Here is a 21,172-nt window from a genome sequence, read left to right on the forward strand (position 1 = left end):
TTGCGCTTAAACCCTGCGCCGCTCACCGACGCGAACCAGCACGCTACGGCCTGATACGGCTCCCCGTCCACGTTTGGTACAACCCGCAACTAGCACGTGACACAACGCGGTGTGACAGAAACCGCACGCGCGGCGCTGAAGGTAGTACGGGCCGCCGCGCGGCCCGTACCGCGCGACGGCCGGGGCCTCTCCTGTGGGGGGTGGCGGCCTCGGCCGTCCCGGCGGTGCCCTTCGGGGCGGGCGCGCCGAGGCGTGCCGGTGCCGCCCCCGCACCCTTACGCGCCGGGGACTCCCCTGCTTCTCGGGGTTCAGCTATTTCTTCGGATTCTTCGCCCGGCTCGGCTTCGGGCTCGGGCTCGGGTGCCCGTTCTGCTGACCGTCGGCTTTCTCGCCGGCCGCCTTGTCGCCGCCGTTGTTGCCGTTGTTGCCGCCGCCGGTCTCCTGGCGGGCCCGCTCCGCCGCGCAGTACGCGTCCACGGAGGCCTCTCCACCCGCCTCCGTGAGGAAACGCTGCCAGGCGGGCGAGTCGAGCGCCGTGCCCTGGTCCCGTACGGATGCGTACGCGTGGCACTTGGCGAGGGTGTGCCCGGCCTGGTCCGGGTGACCGGCGGACCGGCCGGGCGCGTGGGACGGGGCGGGCATGGTGGCGGAGGGCCGGACCTGGTCGGGCGTGGACCGGCCAGGGGTGCTGGAGGCGCTCCGCCTGGGCGAAGGCCGCTGGCCGGCATCGTCGTCCGGGGCGTCCCCGACCGCACCGATCCCGGCCATCGCGACGCCGCCCAGCGTGACGCCCGCGACCAGCGTGCCCACGGTGGTGCGCAGTGACCAGCGGGCGAGGCCTCGGGAGCGCGGACGCCAGTCGTCGCGGCGCCGCGGCCTGGCCGAGTGCGCGCCCCGGTCGCGGGCCTCGCGGAACGCGGCGACGGCCCGCTCCTCGGCGTCATCCCGCGGCCCCGCGGAACGCACCGCGGCCGCGAGCAGGGCCTCGAAGCTCCCGGCACCCGCCGGGCCGGCCGGCTCGTCCTCGGACACAAGTGGGTTTTCAGTCATCTCGACTCCCCCAGCGTCGTGGGGCCGTCATCCGTCACACCTCGCGCGCCCAGCTGTGCCGCGAGCTTCTTGAGGCCCCGGTACGCGGCGGTCCGCACGGCGCCGGGACGTTTGCCGAGGACGCGCGCGGCGGACGCTCCGTCGAGCCCGACGACGACGCGCAGCAGCACCGCCTCGGCCTGGTCGCGCGGGAGGCCGCTGATCAGCCTCAGCGCCTCTTCGGTGGAGATCGTCTCCAGGACCTGGTCGGACGTGCTGTGGGTACCGGGGAGTTCGAGCATGTCCTGTTCGAGGCCCGAGGTGCGCGGGCGCACCTTCTGGCGGCGCAGCAGGTCGAGGGCGCGGTGCCGGGCGATCGTCGCGGTCCAGCCGCGAAACCCCGCGCCGTCGCCGCGAAAGCGCCCGAGGTCGCGGGCGATCTCCAGCCAGGCGTCACCGGCCACGTCCTCGGCCTCGTCCCCGACGAGGCCGCGCAGATAGCCGACCAGCCCCGGCTGCACGAGCCGGTACGCGACCGCGAACGCGATCTCGTCCCCGTCCTGTGCCCGCGCGACGGCCGCGCCCAGCTCCTCGTCACGCGCGTGCGCGCGACGGGGCTCCCCCACCTGGCCCAACCGTTGTCCTCTTCGTACGTCCGCGTACCGGCCCGACGCGACACAGGTCATCGTGTCCATGCCCCCACGGTCATCAGCGTTCCGGCCCACAGAAATGTCACAGGGCGGCGCAGGTCTCTCCCTTGCCGCGGTCGCCGCCGCGCCCGTGGAGCGTCAGGTAGAACGTCTGGAGGGATTCCTCGCGGCCGAGTTCGAAGCGGTTGACGACTTTCCCGAGGGGGTTCCACACGCGTTCGTCGGGCATGCGGACGCCGGCGGGCTGGCCGAAGTAGAGGCGCTGGGCGGCGTCGAAGTCGACCCAGACGGCGCCGGCCCGCCGCACGAGCACCTCCCCCACGTACGCGCCGATGCCGAACAGGGCCCCCGTGACGGACGTCCGGTCCGAAGTCCCTTTGCGCAGGCCGTCGATGAGGAAGTCCGCGACGCGCAGGCTGGCGACGGTGTAGTCGAGCGGGAGCCGGTTGCGCGCGGTGGCGTGCGCGACGAATCCCGCGGCGTGCCGCCGCATGTCCGCCGCGTTCGGCTCAGGTTTGTGGCCCACTCCCATGGTGTCCGCCCCTCGGTCCGGTACCGGGGAGCCGCCATCGCGACTCCCCGCATGGCCCAGCGGATGGCGTCACCGAAGCATCACGCGTCACACACATGTCGCTTCTCACATGACCAATTGGCAAAGGCCGTACAACCTTTGAAGCAACTGTGCGTCTACGTGGCCCCTGCACGGAGGGGCGGAACGAGGTGTTTCCAGAGCTCCGGGCGTCAGCCGATCGCGATGCGCGGATGCGCGCCCGGCTGAACCCAGCTCATGATGCGGTCCATCGTGGCGCGCGGGACGGAGACACAGCCGGCGGTCGCGCCCGATCCGTTGACGTGGAGGAAGATGCCCGCACCGCGGCCCGGCACCGCGGGCCAGCGGTTGAAGTTGATGACGAGCGCCTTGGCGTACTGCGTCGGGTAGTTGACGAGGTGTTCGCTGCCCCGGTCGCCGCTCTCGGTGAGCGGGAAGTCAGCGCCGGCAGCGGAGTGCATCGAGTTGTAGAACTTCGACTCGGAGTCCTCGACCCACCAGTGCGTGGAGTTGACGCGGGTGTACGGCATGTTCGTCCCGCCCGCCTCGACCCCGAACCCCTCGGTGAGCGTGTACGTGCCCGAGGGCGTCGTGTACGTGCTCTGACGCCGCGTCGACCCGGGGACGACGCCGTTGGAGCCCACGCGGCCCGCGCTGGTGGAGAGGACCGACTTCCACCCGGCGGACCCCTTGGCCCAGGCGGTGACGGTCGCGTACGAACCGCTGGACTTCACGGTGATGACCTGGGTGGCGTTGCCCACCTCGACGGGCACGGGGAAGTCGGGGGCGGAGCCCGGGGCGGGGGCCTTGGACCCGGTGGCGCCGGACTTGGCCGGGGATCCGGCGGAGGACGTGGCCGAGGCGGACTTCGAGGCGGACGCGGAGGGGGAGCCGCTCGGGCTCGCCTTCTTCGGCTGCTTCGACTTCTTGGATGCGGAGGGCGAGGGGGACGTGGATGCCGGGGCGGCCGCGGCACCGGCGTCCTCGGCCCGCACCTGGTCCGCGCCGGACGCCCCCGGCTTGTCCTGGTGCCCGCACGCGGCGGTGGCAGCCAGCAGGAGCACGGCGCCCGCGGAGACGATTCCGGTACGGCAACGGGAAACAGGCAGCACGAAGAGACCCTTCGAGTGGGCTGGTGTGGGGAGGCGGCCCGTTTATATAGGAGCCCCTCACACGCCCGCGACCCGAAAGACATTCCGGGCGCACCCTTCAGAATCCGCCCAACTCCACCAGGTTGCACGGGTTCCACGGCGATCAGTGGAGGTAATCCGCCAACGCGGCGCGCGCCGACGCCGAAAGCCGGTCCACCGCCATGTCCTCGAGCGTGACGCGCAGCATCTCCGGCTGCATCAGGGGGACGGCCGCGACGAGGAGTTCCTCGCTCGCGTACAGCGGCTCCACCAGCTGGTAGAACACGGCGGATGCCACGGGCTGGGTCGAGTTCAGGAGCAGGTTCTCGGTGAACTCGGCGCACCGGCCGAGCAGTTCGGTGTCACGTTCCGCCTCGGGCGTGAGCAGCTCGGGCCGGACCAGGTCGCGGAAGACCACGTCACGCAGGAAGTCGTAGAGATCGAACCAGTCGAGATCCCCGGAGACGGCCTGTTCCGCGGACATCCCCGCCACGGCCTCGATCCCGTCCCGGGACTCCGGGACCATGATCAGGAGGAGACCGGGGATCTGGTGCCTGCCGATGTCGGGCCCGGTCACTCGAGCGCCCCCGCCGCTCGCAGCTCACGGAGTGTCGCCGGATATTCCTCGAGCATCGAGACGATCTTCGCCCGTGTCACGGGAAGGCTGGACCGCAGGGCCGCCAGCAGAATTCCCTCGCTTTCCAGGAACTGTTCCAGGATTCCGAAGTAGACGGAGCTCTCCACATAGGAGTTCGGGTCGGATGCCAGGGATTCGACGTACTCGAAGCAGGCACGGACAGACGCCCCGTCGGCAGTGGCGCCGGCCCTCAGCAGGGGCAGCAGCACGGGCCGCGAGAACGCCTGGAGCAGGAATTCCAGCAGATCGTCGACGCGCCCCCGCGCCCAGGCCCCGTAGTACTCCGGATCTGCGGCGATCACCTCGTCGAGCACAGCGCGCGCCCCAGGGACGATGCGCAGGAACTCTTCGACCGCTCGACCGGCCCCTGTCGAAGTCACTCTTCTCGAACCTCTTTCCTGAGTACGGATGCACTGTAATGCCGGCGGGAAATACCGGCGCGGAAAGGGCCCGCCACGCTGGGTGCGCGGCGGGCCCAGGAATCAGCTGTGGTCAGCCGTTACCGGTCAGGCGCAGTTCCCGCTCGACGGATCGCAGATGTTCGAACCGCTGCCGTCGTCGACGAAGGGGTCACCGTAACTGTTGGCGACGCCCAAGGGGTCGAAGGTGTCCTTGAACATCTCCCATGCCCCTCTGCCCCAGCCGTATGTCTTGATGTAGCTCGGCGCCTGGGCTGCCGAGACCACACCTCCGACGATGCCGAGCGTCTTGAAGGCGCCCCGCATCTTCACGGGCTCACCCACGGGCGTCTGTCGCGCCAGGGGATGGGCCGGGGCGAACTCCTGCCCCGTCAGGTCCTGCATGGCGCGCGTCCCCGCGACAGTGGCCCGGTTCGTGTTGACCGCGGCGAGCATCTCGGGGTTGGCCGACACGTCCTTGGTCAGCGCACCCGCGACGTCCTTGGAGTTGAGGGCGTTCCACAGTTCGCCGGCCTCGGCCTGGGCGACCTTCAGGTCGGCGTCGTTGAGCAGCCCGTTCCCCTTGACCCGGGCCCGGCGGTCGTTCTCCAGAATTTTCGAGAGGGCGACCATCGCGTTGGACGCCTTCTGCATGTGCCAGAGCTTTCCGGTCTTCTGACCGGAGTTGAACTCCTGGAGGAGCGCCGTGGTGGTCTTGCCGTCACCGAAGACGTCCGAGTCCTTGACGAAGTCGCGCGCATACAGCTGGTCGAGCGCCTTGTCCAGGTCCGTGTTCGCGACGGCCGGCTTTCGCGCGATCGGCTTGGACGCGCCGGGGTTCGGCGTGGCCACACAGATCAGGCAGACACCGCCCATGTCCAGCGATCCGCCGCACACGTCCATGATGCCCTCGGCACACGGCGCATGGCCGTCCATCTCCACGAAGCTCGTGGGGTTGCCGCCGGTGAAGGCGTACCGGTTGCCGGTCATGGGGTCGGTGCCGAGGTCACTGTCGGCGAGGGCGCCGTTGTACATGTCCCGGGTGGTGAAGCGGTTCAGGCCCGGGTTGTACTCCCGGAAACCCATGTCGTACGTGCCCGAATTGGCATCCCACCGCTTGGCGTTGTAGCGGTACGGGTTGTACGCATCCTTCGTGGGGTCGGCCGCGTCGGGCTTGTCGATTCCGGTGAACTCGGAGTCGTCGTTCTTGCCGTAGGCGGTGTATCCGTAGGTGGCCTTGGTGTCGCCGTCCTTCGTCGTCAGGGTCTCGACGTCGGAGTGGCCGTTGTAGCCGTAGTAGCCGTCCTCGGTCGTGCCGTCGCTGTTGTGCGTGATCTGCGACAGGCGCTCGCCCCATGGGCTGTACTGGTAGGACTTGGTCAGCTTGCCGGCGACTTCCTCGCCCATGACCTCCGTCGACATACCGAGGTAGTCGTAGTCGGTGGTCTTGCCGTCCGCCGTCTTCGAGGCGGTGCGGTCCAGCGGGTCGAAGGTGTACTTCGTCGACTTCAGGGTGCCGGAGTCGTCGAGCTTCTGCGCGTCGACGACGTGGTCGAACCCGTCGTAGACGCTCCGCTCGATGGTCTTGCCGCCCCCGGTGACCGACTCCTGCCGGCCGAACGGGTCGTAGTCGTACGAGAACGTCGTGCCCGAAGTCGTCGACGTGAGAAGCCGGTTGCGGTCGTAGTCGTACGTCGACGTCGTGCTGTCGACCGTCTGCGAGACGACGTTGGCGTTGTCGTCGTGGACGTAGGTGTCGGTTCCCGCCCCCGTGCCGGTCTTCACGGACTTCGCCAGCCGGTCGGCCGGGTCGTACGTGTAGTCGGTGGTCGAGGAGAGGAGCGCCGCGTGGTCGTCGGCGTTCATCTTCTTCGCGATGTCCTGCGCCTTGTTCCCGTTCGGGTCGTAGGCGTAGGTGTGGTCGCTGACCAGGGTGCCGTTGGATTTCTTCTCGGTCTGGGTCTTGAGGGAACCGTCGAGGTAGTAGCCGTAGTCGACGGTGTTCGCGTTGGCCTTGGTCTCCTTCAGTTTCAGGCCGCGGTCGGTGTAGGCGTACGAGGACACCTTCGGCGACGCGTCCGTGGCCGACGTGCCCACCGACACCGTCTTGACCAGCTCACGCAGGTCATAGGTGTACTTGGAGAACTGGTCGGGGTGGGTGACCGTGTCCGGCTGGCTGTTGGCGTCGTACGTGTAGGACGTCGTCTTCTTGTCCTGGCCCGCCAGCGCCTCGGTGACCTTGGAGATCTGGTTGAGGCCCGTGTACGCCAGCGTGTACGCGTCGATCTTCGCGCCGGACGAGGTGTCGTCGATGGACGTCAGGTTGGCGTTGGCGTCGTAGGCGTATGCGAAGGACTTCTTCTCCGTGTCGGCCGGATCGCCTGCCGTGTCGCGCACCAGCTTCACGCCGTCCGCGACCGCGATGCCGCCGCTGTTCTGGTCCAGCTTCAGCTTGGAATCCTCGCCCTGCTTGAGGGAGTAGGAGCCGAGGCTGACCCACGTACCGGTGTTCGCGTTCTGGTCCTTGGTGACGGCCGACTCGGTCGTCGTACCGTGGGTGAGCGTGTACTTCGCCGTGGTCGCGGCGCCGGTCACCTTTGGGAACTTCACGTACGCCGTGTACGTGCCGTCCTTGGGGATGTTCAGCGTCCACGTGAACGCGTCGGTGCCACTGCCCGCCGCGTGCGTGCGGTGGTCATAGCCCTGCTGCCCCGGGATGTCACCCGTCGCCCAGGTTCCCGTCGAGGACGTGTTCTGCGTGTCGGAGTTGTCGACCAGGACCACCGACTTGCCCACCGGCACACCGTCGTCGGACTTCGACTTCAGCTTGCCGTCGGGGTAGTACGACCACGACATGGTGCGGTCCGAGGAGCCGCCGGCCGACGTGAGCGTGCGAGCGGTCTGCTTGCCGAGCTCGTCGTAGTCGTACGTGGTCCTGATGTCCCACGGGTCGGTCGACGACTTCGTCCAGCCGTTGTCGAAGTAGCTGTAGCCGGTGTCGTTACGGACCGTCTGGCCCTCCGACGGCGGCATCGAGGTCGTGGCGACCCGGCCCACCGCGTCGTAGTCGGTCCGCGTGTAGACGTCCGCCTTGTTGTAGCGGGCGTCCGCCGGGTCGTACGGCTGGTACTGCTTGACCGGACGGTTCAGCGCGTCGTACTCGGTACGCGCGGTGAAGTCGTCCGAGGCCGCGGTCGCCACGCCCCTCGGGGTGATCACCTTGGTGGTGTTGCCGACCTGGTCGTACTCGAACTTCGTCGAGCGGTACGTGATCGGCGCGGTGCCCGAGTACGGGACCTTGACCTCGGTCTGCTTGCCGCGCTCGTCATAGGTGACGTTCACGGTGTTGTTCTCGGCGTCCGTGGTCGAGATGGCGAGGGAGTCCTTGTCGTAGGACTTCTTGCTGGTCTTGCCCGCGGCGTCGGTCAGCGTGGTGACCCGGTGGTCCAGGTCGTAGTCGGTCTTGGTGGTGTAGTCGTCCGGGTCGGAGGTCGCGTTCTTCTTCGGGTCCACGACCTTGGTGGTGTTGCCGACGTTGTCGTAGCCGTACGAGACCTTGTCGCCCCCCGCGTTCACCACGGACGTGAGCTGGTAGATCTCGTCGTAGTTGTTGGTGGTGACGTAGTCGGTGGTGTCCGTCGACGTCAGGGAACCCTTGGGCTCCGTCGTCGTCTTGAGGTTGCCGACCTTGTCGTACGTGTAGGTCGTCTTGCGCTCGTCGGACGTGGTCGTGTCCTTCGGGGCCGTGGCCTCGCTGGCCTGGTCCGACTTGTCGTAGACAGCCGTGGAGAACGCGCCGTTGGGCGACGTCGACTTCGTTATGTTGTCGTTGGCGTCGTAGACCGGCGCCGGCGTCGTGATCAGGACACCCGCGGACTGGTCCTTCGGCACGCTCCGGCTCAGTGGACGCCCGTACGCGTCGTACGTCTGCGTGGTCTTCTTGCCGAGCGCGTCGGTGACCTGAGTGACCTGACCGCGCTCGTCGTAGACGAACGACGTCGACTTGCCGAGGGCGTCGGTGATCGTCGCCGGGTACCCCGTGGGGCCGAAGTCGCTGTTGGTGCTCGGGTTGCCGTTGGCATCCGTCGCCTTGGCCAGCTCACCGTAAGAGTCGTACTCGTACGACGTCGTGTAGTCCCCGGCGGTGCCGGTGGTGGCGACGCCCTTCGGGTCGGTGACCGTCTTCAGGTTGCCGAACGGGTCATACGCGAACTGCCACTTGCGCCCCTCCGGGGACGTCTTCGTGTACAGGTCGGCGGAGTAGCCGTCGATCCGGTTCTGGTACTCGTACCGGGCCGAGTTGGCCGGGTACGTGCCCGGGGCGCAGTCCGACTGAGGCGGGACCCCGGCCTTGTTGTTCTCCGGGTCGCGCTGCCAGAGCGGGTAACCGGTCTTCTGGTCGTAGCAGTAAGCGGTCTTGGCGCCATTGTCCTCTTCGAGGTACGTGACGTTGTTGTCCGCGTCCCAGCCCATCTTCGCGGTCTGCGACTTTGCGTTGGTGTTCTGCACCGGACGGCCGAAGTCGTCCGCGACGTGCGTGGTGACGTGCGACTCGGCGTCGGTGACCTTCGAGTCGGTGAACTTCGGGTTCGTGGCGTTCGCCGCGTACGTGAAGCCCGTGTCGCCGCCCGCGCGGTCGGTGATGGTCTTGGTCCACCAGTGGTACTTCGGGTCGTCACCGGCCTTGGGCTCGTTGAAGGCCAGACCGGTGGCGTTGCCGCGCGGGTCGGTGGCCTTGACCAGCTTGACGTTCTTGTTGCCCTGCGTCGCGTCGTACTCGAAGCCGAACACCTTCGGCTGCGACGATCCGGTGCCGTCGGTCAGCTTCGTCAGGAGCGCCTTGTCCGAGTACTCGAACGTCAGCTTGCGGCCCGAGATGTCCGTCATCGACTGGACGTGGTCGATGACCTTCGGGAAGGGCGCCTCACTCTTGTCGTAGTAGTCGACGCTCAGCGACTGCCGCCCCGCCGGGTCGGTGATGTACTTGAGGTACTTGGTGGGCTTGCCGCCCGCCTTGTGCTCCTCGTACGTGTAGGTCTGCGTGTTGCCGTTCCGGTCGACGACCGAGGTCAGATATCCGTCGCAGCCGAAGAGGAAACGGGTCCCATCGGGGCGCGTGAGCGTCCAGGCGTCGGGGATCGGGTCCTTGTTCGGCGTGCAGTCCAGGCCCGACTTCATCGTGACCTTGTAGTGGACGCCCGCGGGCGCCTTCCACGTGCCGTCGCCCTGCTTGGCGAAGACATGGGTCGTACCGTCACCGTCCGGGAGACGGATCTCCGTCGGGTTCGGATTCGGATGGAAGTCCAGCGGCGCGCCCAGGCGGACGGGGCCCGCGGTCTGGCCGGACCAGCCGGCACCCAGCACGGTGTCACTGGTGTCGAGCGAGTTGTACGAGAACCGGGCGAAGGTGTTGAGCCCGCGGCCTGGGTTGTTGAACGCGTTGTACGACCAGACCGCGTTGCCCGAGGCCAGGTTGTTCATCACGGTCGACCCGGAACCCGTGTTCTTGCCGGTGTACGAGTAGAACTTCTCCAGACCCAGCGAGTTCGACGTCGGGTCCTCGACCGCCACGTTCTGCTTGAGGGACGGGATGCCACCGGTCCCGGCCGACAGCCAGCTGCCGTCCGACACCTTCTTGATGTCCCAGCCGAGCACGTAGTCCGTGCGCTTGTTGCCCTCGTCCGAGTTGATCGGCGTCTTGACCTGCGCCTGGACGGTCGCGGACTGTCCCGGCTTCAAGTTCGGGACGGCGGTGGAGAGCTGGTTGCCACCGTTGGTGACGTCCGTGCCGTCGGGCAGCTTCCAGGTGTACGAGAGCTGCCGCTCACCGGCCAGCCACTCGCTGTTGGTGGTGTTGGTGACGGTCATGTCGACCGTGTACGTGGAGTTCGGCGTCATACGGGCCGGCGTCTGCGGCGCGTAGTACGTGTTCTCCGTCGTCGCGTCCACGTAGATGACACGCAGCAGCGGGCCGAGCTGCTGGTCGGCGGCCTCCGACGCCAGGAACAGGGTGCGCTCCTGGGGTCCGGTGGTCGTCTCGTCCTTGAGCTTGACCATGGCGCCCTTGTTGCTGGACGGGGTCTTCACCCAGCCCTGCGTGAGCGAGGTGGCGTCCCACCAGTGACGGCCGACTTCCGAGACCTGGGCGACGGTGTCCGAGACGGTCGCCCCGAAGTCACCGCCCGCGGCGGTCCAGGGGGTGGTCGCCGTGGCGTTGTTCCAGGTGGCGCCGGTCTCCGCGAAGTCCTTGTTGAGACCGTGGAGTTCGTAGATCGCGCCGTCCGTACCGGTCGTCGTCTCCGCGCCCCACATGTAGAGCTTGGAGTCGAGAACGGTGGCCGTCGCGGGGATCGACGTCGTCGGGAACTTCAGCCCGGCGCGCGTCTTGCCGTACGTGCCCGAGTTGTTGCCGACGCTCAGCCACTTCTGCGGCGTGTACGAGAGGATCGTGTCCTCGTTGGTCGTCGGCTGCTGGGACGAGAGGGTGGTGTCGGTGACGCCGCCCGCCGTGCCCTGAATCAGCTTCATCGTCCGGCCCGCCTTCGGCACACCGACGATGCGTGTGGGCGACCCGATGACGGAGCCGTCCTTCGTCTTCACCGCGATTTGGTAGTAATACGAACGCCCGATCTCGTCCGTGGACGAATCGGGCGTCGGGGTCGCGGTGGTGTCGGTGTAGGCGGTGGCCGTCTTGTCGATCGGCGCGACGAGGGTCGCGGCGGACGGGGTGAACACCTGCTGGGTGGAGCGGTGGAGCTGGTACTCGGCGATGTCGAGCCCGCTGTCGCCGGTGGTGTTGCTGTACGCGTTCCAGGTGAGCTCCGGGCCGGTGTCGTGGACGACGGTCGGCGAGTCGAGAGCGGTCCCGACCTTGCCGTACGTCACGGTCAGCCGCGGATACGTCGCGGTCTCGCCGCCGTACGAGGTGCCGTCACCGGCCTCGTAGCGCGGGCCGCCGGTGAGCGTGCCGGCCACGGTGTCGTCCTTGGCCTGGAGCACGAAACCGTTGTTCGTGGACGTACCCGAGACCCACTGCTGGACGGTGTCCGTCACCGGGAACTTGTGCCACTGGTTGTACTCACCGGTGTTCTTGACGATCTGCGCCGGGTTCACCAGGCGGATCGAGTCGGCGATGTTGCGGGTCGTGGAGCTGCCCGTGTCACCGAGGACGATCTTCCCCGCGTTGCCCTTGGCGAAGTAGAACTGGCTGGCGTTCACCGCCTTCCACGCCGACGTCGAACCCGACTGGTTCACCGTGCCGGTCGCCGTGCCGTCCCGGTGGTTGATCGTGTACGGGGCGGCTGTCGCGCCGTCCGTCGCGGGCGGGAAGTGCGCGTCGATCCGGTAGGACGCGGTCTCCGGGATCTGCGGCTGCCAGGTGTACGACTCGCCCGTCGTGCTGTTCTTGTTGTAGGCGAAGTCGTCGTTGGTGGCAGCGCCGCCCGTGGTCGTGGCACGAGGCCACTCCCCCACCGCGGCCGTACCGGCGTCCCCGTCATCTATCTGGTACGTCGTGCCCGACAACTCACCCGACAACGCACTGGTGTTGGCCCAGGTCGCTGTCGACTCGTCCCAGGCGCCGGTCGCCCGGTGAGCCTCGATGGTGACGTCGTTGGCGTTGGTGGTGTGCGCCTGGTCGAAGTACATCTCCAGACGGGCAGAGTCGATCTTCGTGCCCGAAGGGATCTCATTCAGCGGGAACTTGATGAGCGACCGCGAGATGCCCGTGTCGGTCTTGCCCGCCGACAGTTTCCAGGTGTTGTTGAAGTTCGCCGACGGCTGGTCCGACAGAACCATCGTGTCCTGGGACTGCGACGGGGTCGGCGCGATGGTGATCGTCGGGTCGATCGTCACCGGGTACCGACGGGCCTTCACCGCCAGCCACTTGGCGTCCGGGGTGACCTTGATCAGCCAGTTCTTCCCGTCACGGACGAGCTTCTGGGAGACCTTGGGGCTGTAGGCGAGCCCGTACGGGGAGTCCGCGTCCTTACGGGTGTCCGACATGTACGCGGCCGGGATCACCATCACCGGCGTGTTCGGCAGCTCGCCGTACAGCGCGATGGACCCGTCCTTACGGGCCTTCGGCGTCAGACCACCGGTGTTGAGGGTGAAGGTGTAGGAGACTGCCTCGCCCGGCGCCTGCGCCAGGACGATGTTCTCCTTCACGCGCCCGGGCCCGACCTGGTACTCCAGATCGGCGCCACCGGCGGCGGCGTCCTTGTACGTGACCGTCGAGCCCTTGGCGACCGGGTCGAGGGACTTGGCGTCCGCGCCGCCCTTGAGGCCGAGGCTGACGGCGGGACCGTCGACGCCGGCCTGGAACTTCAGCAGCCGCCGGGAATCACCACCGAACCAACTGCGCGCGGAGTTCGACGTATTGGCGAAATCGAATCCCTTGGCGTGGGTGGTTCCGACGCCCGTTTCAATGGTCTTCCAGGGTGCCTTCTTCCCCTTGCCGGATCGGTAGCCGGTCGGCACGGCAGAAACTTCGGCCTGAATACGCCCATCGGACAACTGCCAGAAACGGGCGTGCTCGGTGCGGCGGGACGTCAGCTCCTTGACCCGCTTGGCCTTCGGGGCCTTCTTCCCCTTGGGCAGCTTCTCGCGACTCGGCATCTCCAGCTTGCCGCCGGTGGGCGGCTTGTCGCCGTCCTCGTCGTCGTCGGAGAACCAGCCTGCGATGGAGTCGATGACTCCCTTGTCATCGTCCCCGGAGGAGGCCGCGTACGCCATCTGCGGCAACGCGGCACTCACCACCGCCGACACGACCAAACAGGAGATCACTCTCCCATAACGGACTTTCACGTCCAGTAACCCTTCGCCTTTGCTCGGCTCAGCCCGGAATCCAGGCATGCCGAAGAGTCGGCCGGGCATGCCCGGCCGACGAATATTTAGATATGGCGACGGAGTTCTATTCATTCAGGGAGTCGCGAGTCAACTCGACTCCCATTTCGGGCAGATGGAGGTCAAGGCGTCTTTCTGCGCGCGCCGACTTCCCTGCCCGCGGTCGTGCGCTCCAGGCGGGGGTACATCAGCACCGCCGCGCACGCCATGGCCGGGAGCCCGAGGGCGGGCACGGTCCACCACGGGATGCCGATCCAGACCGCCGGGAGCCCCACCCCGAAGCAGACAGCGATGCTGGTGAAGAGCAGCCGCCTGCCGTACGGGTCCCAGGTGAAGGGCGCGTAGGCACGAGGCACGACAAGGCGTACCGCGCCGAAAGCCAACGCCTGAGCCGCGAAGAACGCGGCCAGCATGCCCATGGCGGCGTTCATCTGGAGCTCGTCGCGGGGTGCCTCGGAGCTGTCCTGCCGGACGCCGTCCTTGCTGAGTACGACGATGTCGCGGCGCCAGACGGTGGCCGTGACCCGGTCGCCGGTCTCCAGCCGCTCCAGGAGCGGCCCCGGGTCGCCGAAGTCCACGACTCCCTGCCAGGAGTGCCCGTCCTTCAGCGTCGCCTTATAGGTGGAAGTCCTCCCGCCGTTCTTGATCACCGTCTTCACGACGGTGAAATGCCAGGTGCTCAGGCAGTCCTTCCGCATCTGCGCCGTCGCACGGGCGGGGCACGGCTCGGCTGCCACGTAGTCCCGGTAGCGATCCCTGTCAGAGGGCAGCCACCAACTGAACGCGATGTAGCAGAGCACCGCCGATATCAGGGCCAGCAGAATCAGCAGCACGCCCATGAACCGGGTCCAGCCCGGTGTCCGCCGGCGGGCACCGCCCTTGCCCGGCAGCCCTCCCACACTCTGAGCCGTAGCCCTCGCCCGTTCCGTCATGGCCCACCCCCTCCGCCCCATCCTCCGTGAGCTGGAAACGGGGACACAACGAGGTCGGACGGCAGTCCGTGGGAGGTACCAGCTTCCGCATCCCGGCAATCGGGCCGCCCGGAGCGGCTCTACAGCCGCGCCGCGCCGTCAGCCACCCGCCCCCGCAGGCACTCGCCGCAGAATTCCTCGTCGCCCGCCGGCCGGAACAGGCGCGCCTGCGTATGCACGCCCTCGCATTCCCGCAGTTGGGCGATACGTGGCTGTACGGGTTCGGGACGGCGGGACTCTTCCTCGACAGGGGCCGGTGGTACGTCGCTCAGGATGTACCGGAGCAGGCCGCCCGGCTTGAGGACCGGCTGCTTAGGCCCCGGCAAGCTGCGCTGCACATGCGCCCGTACGCCACCGGGTGCGTGCCCCGCCTCGAGCCAGGCGCTTGCCAGTGCCGCCAGCTCCGGCAGCATGCCCCGAGGCACGCGGAGCCTTGGCTCCAGGTCCAGGATGCTTGCAACGAGTTGGCGCCCGGCATCCGTCACCGCAGGAGCCTCGGGAGGCGTCCCGGGATGGTGGGGGGTGTTCTCAAGAACGGGTTTCTCTGGATGACGACCGACGGTCCGGCCGGTCGGCTCACCGGCGGCCGGGTTTCCGCCCGCCGGAGCCCCGTCCCGTAAGGCGAGCGCCTGCTCCGGCTTCAGCGGCACATTGGAGACGAGCTGCACGGTCGACCACAGTCCACGGCCACCCTGCTGGCGCCACTCGTGCAGATAGCCCTCGCGCTTCAGTTCACTCTTGGCGCGGCTGAAGGCGCACTTGCCGATCCCGGCCTGACGGGCGGTTTTCGACAAGGGGTCCTTGGCGTCATCGGGGAGTGACAACTGCCAGGTCAACAGCCGTACAGCGTCCGATGAGAGGCGCGGATGGCGGAGGATTTCGTTCGGCACCTGACTGAAGAAACGGGCAGGCGCGATAGCATGACGAAGCATTTTCCGGTGGACCCTAACCACTGGTGATGAAGGCCCTCTTCGCTGGCGGGAACCGGCGTTGAGGGCCGCCTCATGTCCGATCGAAGCGACTTCGAGGCGCGCTGTCGCGCTCACCGTACCGCAACTTGCGTACGCGAACGGTCACTTGACGTAGTCACCACTGCCCGCCGTATCTCTGCGCACGCTCCCGCAGCCACGCCCGCACCCATACCTCTTCGCTCGCGGACGCGGGCCGCAGGTCTCGCGCCGCGATCGTCGCCACGAAGTACACGAAGCGCACGCGCCGCGATTCCCCGTCGACACCGAGCACCTTGCCGGGCCCGTAGACGTCCGTACCCGTGTGGGCGACGAACGCGCCTTCCCCGTGCTGCATCGACACTGCCTCTCGATCTCGCTCTCCGTGGAAAACCGGTCACAGAGTGAGGTCGCCGCAGCTAGGCTCGCCAGTGGTCCGAGCGTGACAACGCAAGTTGCACATACGGGAGTTGCGGATGGCGATCGAGGACAATCCCGGGTCGCGGACGAGTTACGGGGATGAGCTGAGGCGCCGCCGCGAGGCCGCCGGACTCACGCAGGAAGAGCTGAGCGTGCGGGCGATCATGTCCCGCACGCACATCGCCCACATCGAGGCGGGACGTCGCCGGCCGTCCCTTGAGGACGCGCGACGCCTGGACCAAGTGCTGACTACGGGCGGGGTATTCGAGAACTTCCTGCCGGCCGCGTCGCCGAACACTTCGCGGAGGCAATGGAGTTGGAGCGACAGGCGACGGTGATCAGGACGTACGCGCCAAAGCTGGTGCCCGGCATGCTCCAGACCGAGGCGTACGCCCGCGAAGTGCTCCAGTCCGGCTTCCCGCCGAAGACCGACGAGGAACGTGACAAGCTCCTTGTCACACGCCTGGACCGGGCCCGGATCCTGGACGACTTCACCTCGCCGGTGGCCTGGTATCTCCTCGACGAAGCAGTTCTGCGACGCCCGGTGGGCGGTCCGGCAGTGATGTGCGAACAGCTCTGTCACATTGCGGAGTTAGGCGAACGCCGCCGCATTCGCGTGCACGTGTTGCCGTTCTCTGTGGGCTACCACGCCCTCCTGGAGGGCATCGTGGTCCTGATGCGGTTCGATGATCTGCCACCGGTCGCCTACGTAGAGGGTCTCAAAACGGGACGTGTCCTTGAACTCCCCTCCGTGGTAGGCGAATGTCAGGCGGCCTACGATCACGCCATGGGCGACGCGCTGTCGCACCGTAAGTCCCTGGCGCTGATCAGGTCCGTCGCAAAGGATTACGCACATGACGCATAGCAGCAGTGATCAGCAGCGGCAGCACGCCCGCGTCGCCGATGCCTCATCCCTGACGATGTGGCGGAAGTCGAGCTACAGCGGCGGCGAAAGCGGCGACTGCCTGGAGGTCAACGACTGCCCCTGCGCCGCCCACGTCCCCGTACGTGACAGCAAGAACCCTCACGGCCCTGCGGTCGTGTTCACGAGCGGCGCGTGGACGGCGTTCCTCGGTGCGGTGAAGGCGGCCGACCGCCCGCGCCGCTGAGCGACGGGCTTACTGGCCCACCCTTCCGTCGATGCACTCGCGCAGCAGGTCGGCGTGGCCGCAGTGGCGGGCGTACTCCTCGACCCGGTGCACCAGCAGCTCCCGTACCGGGATCTCGACCTTCCCGAGACGCTCGCCCAGATCCGGGTGCCCGGCGAGCGCGGCGTCGGTCGCGGCCTGCTCGCGTTCGAGATCGGCGTACGCGGCGTCGATCACGGCCTGCTCGGCGACAGCGCCGTCGAAGTCCCCGTCAGGCTCGCCGTACAGCTTCGGCAGCGGCTCGCCGTCGGATATCCAGTTGAGCCAGTCCCGCTCCGCCTCGGCAAGGTGCCGCAGCAGCCCGAGCAGTGACATCGTCGACGGCGCAACCGACCGGCGGGCCAGCTGCTCCGGGTCCAGGCCCTCGCACTTCATCCGGAGGGTCAGGCGGTAGTCCGCCAGGAAAGTCCGGAGCGTCTCCAGTTCGCCTTCCGCTCTGACGCCTTCGCTGCTGCGGGGGTCGTCGTCCGGGTCGGCCCACATGTCGGGGTAGACGGTCGCCTGGCTCCATCGTGCGGGTTGGTCAGTCATACGTCGCATGGTCGTCGGTGGGGGTCCGGGCCCGCCACTGATTTGCCGAGCTAGTCCTCGTCCTCGTAACTCTGGAACCAGTGCGTGTCGTAATAGCGGGCGACGGAGTGCGGATGCGAGCGCTCGGTCAGCATGCGGAAGACGAACTCGGCGGCCGTGCCGTCGAAGCGGGTCCAGGTGTCCGGGATGTCCTCCGACGCCAGGACGGGCCAGCGGTCGGGGTCGTCGCCCTCGGTGAGCCAGTAGAACTGGTCCGCCTGCTCGGACGACGCCCATTCCAGGAGTCCGCCGGGCGCCGGATGGATGCCGTACGGCTCCCACAGGCTCGTGCCCGAGCGGGCCGCGAACCCGGCCAGATACTCCGCGTGCTCCACGAAGTCCATGCCGGGGACGTCGGACTCGGACACGTAGAGGGTGAGGAAGCCGTCGAAGGCGCCGTGTCCGAAGATCTCGGCGAGCTGTTTGAAGTCCGTGGGCAGCCTGGTGCCGAGCCGCGCCTCCACCGCATCCCAGTCGACCGTACGGGCCTCACCGGCCCACCCGGTCACGGCGACGACCCGGTCCACCCACGTCGCGTCGGCGGGCAGCCCCTCCACGACGGGCACGGCCCGCTCGGCGACGAGGACGACATGCTGCACGTCGCCGCCCGTCCGGACCGTCCCGGCCCCTATCCACGAACCGGCGTGTGCCCAGGCCCGCATGTCGATCACGTCGGTGCCGAAGGGCGCGAGCAGGGGAAGCCCGGTCGTCGCGTCCACGGTGGGATCGGCGAAGCCGCGCAGGGCGAGACTGCGGGAGGACCCGTACCGGCTGCTGATTCCGTCCACCACGCCGGCGAGGTCGAGTTCATCGGATATAGCGACGCACACGTGCCCGGCGCTGTGCCCCTTCCCGCAGCACTTCAACGGCTCCGGGTCGCCTCCGACCAACCGCGTGACGGCGTCGACCAGTTCGTCGCGCTCCATGAACTTCCTCCGCTTCCCGCGCTCACGCGCGAGCCCGCCGTGTTCCCTGATCGCCCGTATCTCCCGCCGGACACGGAAGCCGATGTACGCCCACGCGGGAAGCGTCGCGAGCCCCGACGCCAGCCGGTCGACACCGGACTCCCCTGCCCCGAGGGCGATCGACCCCATGACGGCCACCCAGCACATCCCATAACCGAGCAGCCGGTTCATGGCCCCTCCAGCCCGACGACGGCCCCGGTTCTACAACACGGCACCCCTCACACGCGAACGACGAAACAAACGGAACGAATGAAGCAACCGAAGCGATCCGGTCGCGCCGGCTGGTGGTGAAGGCACGCCGGAGTCTCTTCGGACGGCGACAGCTTTCCACGCTCAACAGAAAATCTCACTCGGCACCCAGCACGGCTTCCGTCGCGTAGTCGCCCATCATGATGTCCGAGGTCAACTCATGCCAATATCCGCCCTCGATGAATGCCGCAGGGTCGACTTTCCGCACAAGGCCCACCACATCGTCAGCCGCTGATTCCCATTCGCTCCCTTCGGCGTCTTCCGAATAGAACGGGAACTGCTCGATCACGCCTTTGACGCACGCGGAGAACTTTTCCAGGGACGAGTTGACGAGGCTTGTCGATTCGAACTCATCGTGAGACTCGACCACGGCACCGGTGACCGTATTCAGCAAGATGGAACCAGTGGCACCCGTATGCCCGAAGCAGATGAACCGCGTCCCGCCGATGACGACGGGCTCCAGCTCTTCCGCCGCCCAGTACGCGTACCCGATCGACTCCGCCGGAACTTCGAGCGACGACCGGTCCGCCTCAAGCAGAACCATGGAAAAGGCGGGCATTTCGGGAGGGGTGGCGCCCATGGTCAGCTCCTCTTGGACGACGGGCAGAGGTGGCGCCGCCAACAGTGGCACGGACTCCTTCGGCCTACCCGGGCTGCCACTCAGTCGATACGGTCGCTCAGGCCCAGCACCTGCGGGTTGCTTCTGGGTAAGTTCCTGGGCATGCCCGGCACATCGATGGTGCGCCCGTACACGCCGGCCAGGAACTCGACGGCGCCGACCGGGAACTCGAACCACTCGGCGTTGTCCGTGCGGACGACCACCGGCCAAGCGTCCGGGTCCGCGGGGCTCGTCTTCCAGTACAAGACGTCCCCCGAATTGGAATCCCCCCAGGAAATCAGGCCTCCCGACTGCGGGTAGGGAACGTAGTCCTCCGTATCGCCCATCTCGTACAGATCCTGAAGGATCTCGTCCTCCCTGGACTGGGACGCCCATGACTCCTCGGTGCCGGGTCGGGGAACGGACACGCTCAGGAAGTCGTCGATGACCAGAACCGGATACGCCTCCGCCAAAGAACGGAAGTCCGAGGGCAGCGCCGTCCCGAGGACCGCCTCAAGGGCGGCCCAGTCCACGCTGCGCCCCGCCGCCACACGCCACTGCGTCATCGACGGAAGCGCGGCCTCCAGTCCTTCGATCTTCAGCATGTCGTCCGCCAATCCGGGCTGTTCACCCAAGCTGTTCCAGCATGTCCATCAACTTTCGGTGAGTGGGGTGCCCCTGGAAGTCCGGGTACCTGCGAGCGATGTACTCCAACGTATCGCCGGAGAACCTGGAGACGTCGACCAGAAACTCTGCAATTGTGCAGTTCCCCGCCACCGGGTCCCAAGACCTCGAGATGGTCAGGGTTTCACCACTGGGCACGAGTTCAATCAACAGGTCACTCTCCGTGAAGGCGACGCTGCCAGCGTCCCCCTCTCTGATTTCCTGCGAGGAAAGCAGGAGGCAGAACATGAAGTCGAGCACCGGAATTCCTGGGAACTCCTCGACCCCAAGGCCACCTGCGGCCAGCCGAAAATCCGCCCAGAAGTACTCGTAGCGCAGGTCCATTTCACTGGCACGTTCCAGCTTCTCACGCTGCTTATCGGTCATTTCACGCAGCGATTCCGTGGCGAAGGTTACGCTAAACATGACTCCCCGATATCAAAACGGCACCAACCGGGAACTCCGACCAGTCATGTCGTCTACCAATCCGTGCTGTTCTGGACCAAGACGTTATTGAACGGTACTCAGGCGATAAGAACCTGTCGATCCTCCGATGGGCCAGATCGGCCGACTCCATGGAGCCCTAGGGGACAAGCCCTTTACCTCCCGTGCAATGACTCCGCGACGGCCGGAAGTTGTGCGCTCACCGGGTCATCCGACCTCACGAGGAGCAAAGATCCCCCGAAACCCATCCGCCCTCTCGCGCCTTCGTCTGCATGAGTTTCAGTCGTCAACGGTGCGGCGTGCGCGCGCCGTCACACACCCGACTTCGCCCGGTTCCCCGCCCACTCCCGGTAGTCCCGCCGGAAAGTGTCATCCAACTCGGGCACCGCGAGGAGTGCCTCCTTCTGCTGGGCCGTGTAGTCGTCGACCATGAGCACCAGTTCGGACTGGACCACACCCCAGCGCCGGACGGAAGGCGACCGGGACGAAGTGATCTCCGCCAAAAGCCCGGGTCGCACCAGAAGGCGTCCGATCCTGGGAAGTTCCTCCGCCTCCAGCTGACCGGCGAGTCCCGCACCCACGATGGACCGGTTCCGGCCACCGAAAGCCCAGCGCGCGCGGGCTAGCCCGGGGGCCGTCGGCGCGTGGGCACAGGAGTCCGGCGGCAGCACGGAGTACGCGGCAAGCACTCCGGACGAATCAGCCGGCGGAAGTCCGGCCTCCACGTGCTGCCTGTTCAGCCATTCCCAGTAGGGCTCGGGAACGAAGGAGCAGGTAGCGAAGAAGACGCACGCTTCGGGGTCGATCCTCGTGGTCGAGAAGGTCAGGAATACTGAATCTCCGGATTCATTCTTAAATCTGTACTCTGCTCCCTTTTTCCTGAACCCAGCCGCACTCATCACGGGAGTCACGTACTCCCGAAGGAAATCATTGAGAATCTTCACGAAAACCGCCAAAGA

General features: G+C 67.3%; 17 protein-coding genes and 1 pseudogene. 2 read left to right on the top strand and 16 right to left on the bottom strand.

What is annotated here, in order from left to right; all coding sequences use genetic code 11:
- Window positions 1-312: 312 nt before the first annotated feature.
- The 10 genes from OG456_RS14210 to OG456_RS14255 form a co-directional block, all read right to left on the bottom strand.
- Window positions 313-1,050: a hypothetical protein gene (locus OG456_RS14210; RefSeq protein WP_266560888.1), complete on the bottom strand. Its 738-nt coding sequence runs from the start codon at window positions 1,048-1,050 to the stop codon at window positions 313-315.
- The gene (locus tag OG456_RS14215; RefSeq protein WP_266569223.1) at window positions 1,047-1,664 is read right to left on the bottom strand and encodes an RNA polymerase sigma factor; all 618 of its coding nucleotides are present in this window, start codon (window positions 1,662-1,664) and stop codon (window positions 1,047-1,049) included. Before OG456_RS14215 ends, OG456_RS14210 begins: the two co-directional genes overlap by 4 nt.
- A 97-nt stretch (window positions 1,665-1,761) precedes the next feature.
- Window positions 1,762-2,172, bottom strand: coding sequence for a hypothetical protein (locus OG456_RS14220; protein ID WP_266569225.1), 411 nt, complete (start codon window positions 2,170-2,172; stop codon window positions 1,762-1,764).
- A 248-nt stretch (window positions 2,173-2,420) separates the two neighbouring features.
- Window positions 2,421-3,341, bottom strand: a complete 921-nt coding sequence (locus OG456_RS14225) for a L,D-transpeptidase family protein (RefSeq protein ID WP_266560890.1) — start codon at window positions 3,339-3,341, stop codon at window positions 2,421-2,423.
- Window positions 3,342-3,483: 142 nt separating this feature from the next.
- On the bottom strand, window positions 3,484-3,936 hold the full coding sequence (locus OG456_RS14230) for a hypothetical protein (protein ID WP_266560892.1): 453 nt from the start codon (window positions 3,934-3,936) through the stop codon (window positions 3,484-3,486).
- Window positions 3,933-4,376: a hypothetical protein gene (locus OG456_RS14235; protein WP_266560894.1), complete on the bottom strand. Its 444-nt coding sequence runs from the start codon at window positions 4,374-4,376 to the stop codon at window positions 3,933-3,935. Before OG456_RS14235 ends, OG456_RS14230 begins: the two co-directional genes overlap by 4 nt.
- 126 nt (window positions 4,377-4,502) lie before the next feature.
- Window positions 4,503-13,127: a DNRLRE domain-containing protein gene (locus OG456_RS14240; protein ID WP_266569227.1), complete on the bottom strand. Its 8,625-nt coding sequence runs from the start codon at window positions 13,125-13,127 to the stop codon at window positions 4,503-4,505.
- 233 nt (window positions 13,128-13,360) lie between these two features.
- Entirely contained in the window at window positions 13,361-14,170 is an 810-nt protein-coding gene (locus OG456_RS14245) for a hypothetical protein (protein WP_266560896.1), read from the bottom strand.
- Window positions 14,171-14,289: 119 nt separating this feature from the next.
- Window positions 14,290-15,099, bottom strand: a complete 810-nt coding sequence (locus OG456_RS14250; RefSeq protein ID WP_266560898.1) for a hypothetical protein — start codon at window positions 15,097-15,099, stop codon at window positions 14,290-14,292.
- Between the two features lie 196 nt (window positions 15,100-15,295).
- A complete protein-coding gene (locus OG456_RS14255; RefSeq protein WP_266560900.1) occupies window positions 15,296-15,514 on the bottom strand; it encodes a hypothetical protein in 219 nt (72 codons plus the stop codon).
- Between the two features lie 118 nt (window positions 15,515-15,632).
- On the opposite strand from OG456_RS14255, the pseudogene OG456_RS14260 reads away from it, so the two are divergent.
- Together OG456_RS14260 and OG456_RS14265 are read left to right on the top strand one after the other, a co-directional pair.
- Window positions 15,633-16,441: pseudogene (locus OG456_RS14260) on the top strand (Scr1 family TA system antitoxin-like transcriptional regulator).
- A complete protein-coding gene (locus tag OG456_RS14265) occupies window positions 16,431-16,685 on the top strand; it encodes a DUF397 domain-containing protein (RefSeq protein WP_266560902.1) in 255 nt (84 codons plus the stop codon). The pseudogene OG456_RS14260 and the gene OG456_RS14265 overlap by 11 nt, the downstream one beginning before the upstream one ends.
- Before the next feature lie 9 nt (window positions 16,686-16,694).
- Here OG456_RS14265 and OG456_RS14270 read toward each other — a convergent pair whose 3' ends face one another.
- The 6 genes from OG456_RS14270 to OG456_RS14295 form a co-directional block, all read right to left on the bottom strand.
- Window positions 16,695-17,264 (bottom strand): DinB family protein, encoded by a 570-nt coding sequence (locus OG456_RS14270; protein ID WP_266560904.1) that lies wholly within the window; start codon window positions 17,262-17,264, stop codon window positions 16,695-16,697.
- A 41-nt stretch (window positions 17,265-17,305) separates the two neighbouring features.
- Window positions 17,306-18,430: a hypothetical protein gene (locus OG456_RS14275; protein WP_266560906.1), complete on the bottom strand. Its 1,125-nt coding sequence runs from the start codon at window positions 18,428-18,430 to the stop codon at window positions 17,306-17,308.
- 175 nt (window positions 18,431-18,605) lie between these two features.
- Complete coding sequence (locus OG456_RS14280; protein ID WP_266560908.1) at window positions 18,606-19,088, bottom strand: SUKH-4 family immunity protein; 483 nt, start codon at window positions 19,086-19,088, stop codon at window positions 18,606-18,608.
- A gap of 80 nt (window positions 19,089-19,168) precedes the next feature.
- Window positions 19,169-19,741: an SMI1/KNR4 family protein gene (locus tag OG456_RS14285; RefSeq protein WP_266560910.1), complete on the bottom strand. Its 573-nt coding sequence runs from the start codon at window positions 19,739-19,741 to the stop codon at window positions 19,169-19,171.
- Window positions 19,734-20,195 (bottom strand): hypothetical protein, encoded by a 462-nt coding sequence (locus OG456_RS14290; RefSeq protein WP_266560912.1) that lies wholly within the window; start codon window positions 20,193-20,195, stop codon window positions 19,734-19,736. Before OG456_RS14290 ends, OG456_RS14285 begins: the two co-directional genes overlap by 8 nt.
- A 329-nt stretch (window positions 20,196-20,524) precedes the next feature.
- Window positions 20,525-21,157, bottom strand: a complete 633-nt coding sequence (locus OG456_RS14295; RefSeq protein WP_266560914.1) for a hypothetical protein — start codon at window positions 21,155-21,157, stop codon at window positions 20,525-20,527.
- Window positions 21,158-21,172: the final 15 nt, after the last annotated feature.

It is taken from the genome of Streptomyces sp. NBC_01446 (assembly GCF_026340095.1).
GTDB lineage: Bacteria > Actinomycetota > Actinomycetes > Streptomycetales > Streptomycetaceae > Streptomyces > Streptomyces aureus.

Bases quoted from the DNA above. Each gene is read 5' to 3' on its own strand.
- OG456_RS14210 (WP_266560888.1), bottom strand. From the start codon at position 1,050: ATGACTGAAAACCCACTTGTGTCCGAGGACGAGCCGGCCGGCCCGGCG.
- OG456_RS14220 (WP_266569225.1), bottom strand. From the start codon at position 2,172: ATGCGGCGGCACGCCGCGGGATTCGTCGCGCACGCCACCGCGCGCAAC.
- OG456_RS14240 (WP_266569227.1), bottom strand. From the start codon at position 13,127: ATGGCGTACGCGGCCTCCTCCGGGGACGATGACAAGGGAGTCATCGAC.
- OG456_RS14245 (WP_266560896.1), bottom strand. From the start codon at position 14,170: ATGACGGAACGGGCGAGGGCTACGGCTCAGAGTGTGGGAGGGCTGCCG.
- OG456_RS14255 (WP_266560900.1), bottom strand. From the start codon at position 15,514: ATGCAGCACGGGGAAGGCGCGTTCGTCGCCCACACGGGTACGGACGTC.
- OG456_RS14265 (WP_266560902.1), top strand. From the start codon at position 16,431: ATGACGCATAGCAGCAGTGATCAGCAGCGGCAGCACGCCCGCGTCGCC.
- OG456_RS14270 (WP_266560904.1), bottom strand. From the start codon at position 17,264: ATGCGACGTATGACTGACCAACCCGCACGATGGAGCCAGGCGACCGTC.
- OG456_RS14275 (WP_266560906.1), bottom strand. From the start codon at position 18,430: ATGAACCGGCTGCTCGGTTATGGGATGTGCTGGGTGGCCGTCATGGGG.
- OG456_RS14280 (WP_266560908.1), bottom strand. From the start codon at position 19,088: ATGGGCGCCACCCCTCCCGAAATGCCCGCCTTTTCCATGGTTCTGCTT.
- OG456_RS14290 (WP_266560912.1), bottom strand. From the start codon at position 20,195: ATGTTTAGCGTAACCTTCGCCACGGAATCGCTGCGTGAAATGACCGAT.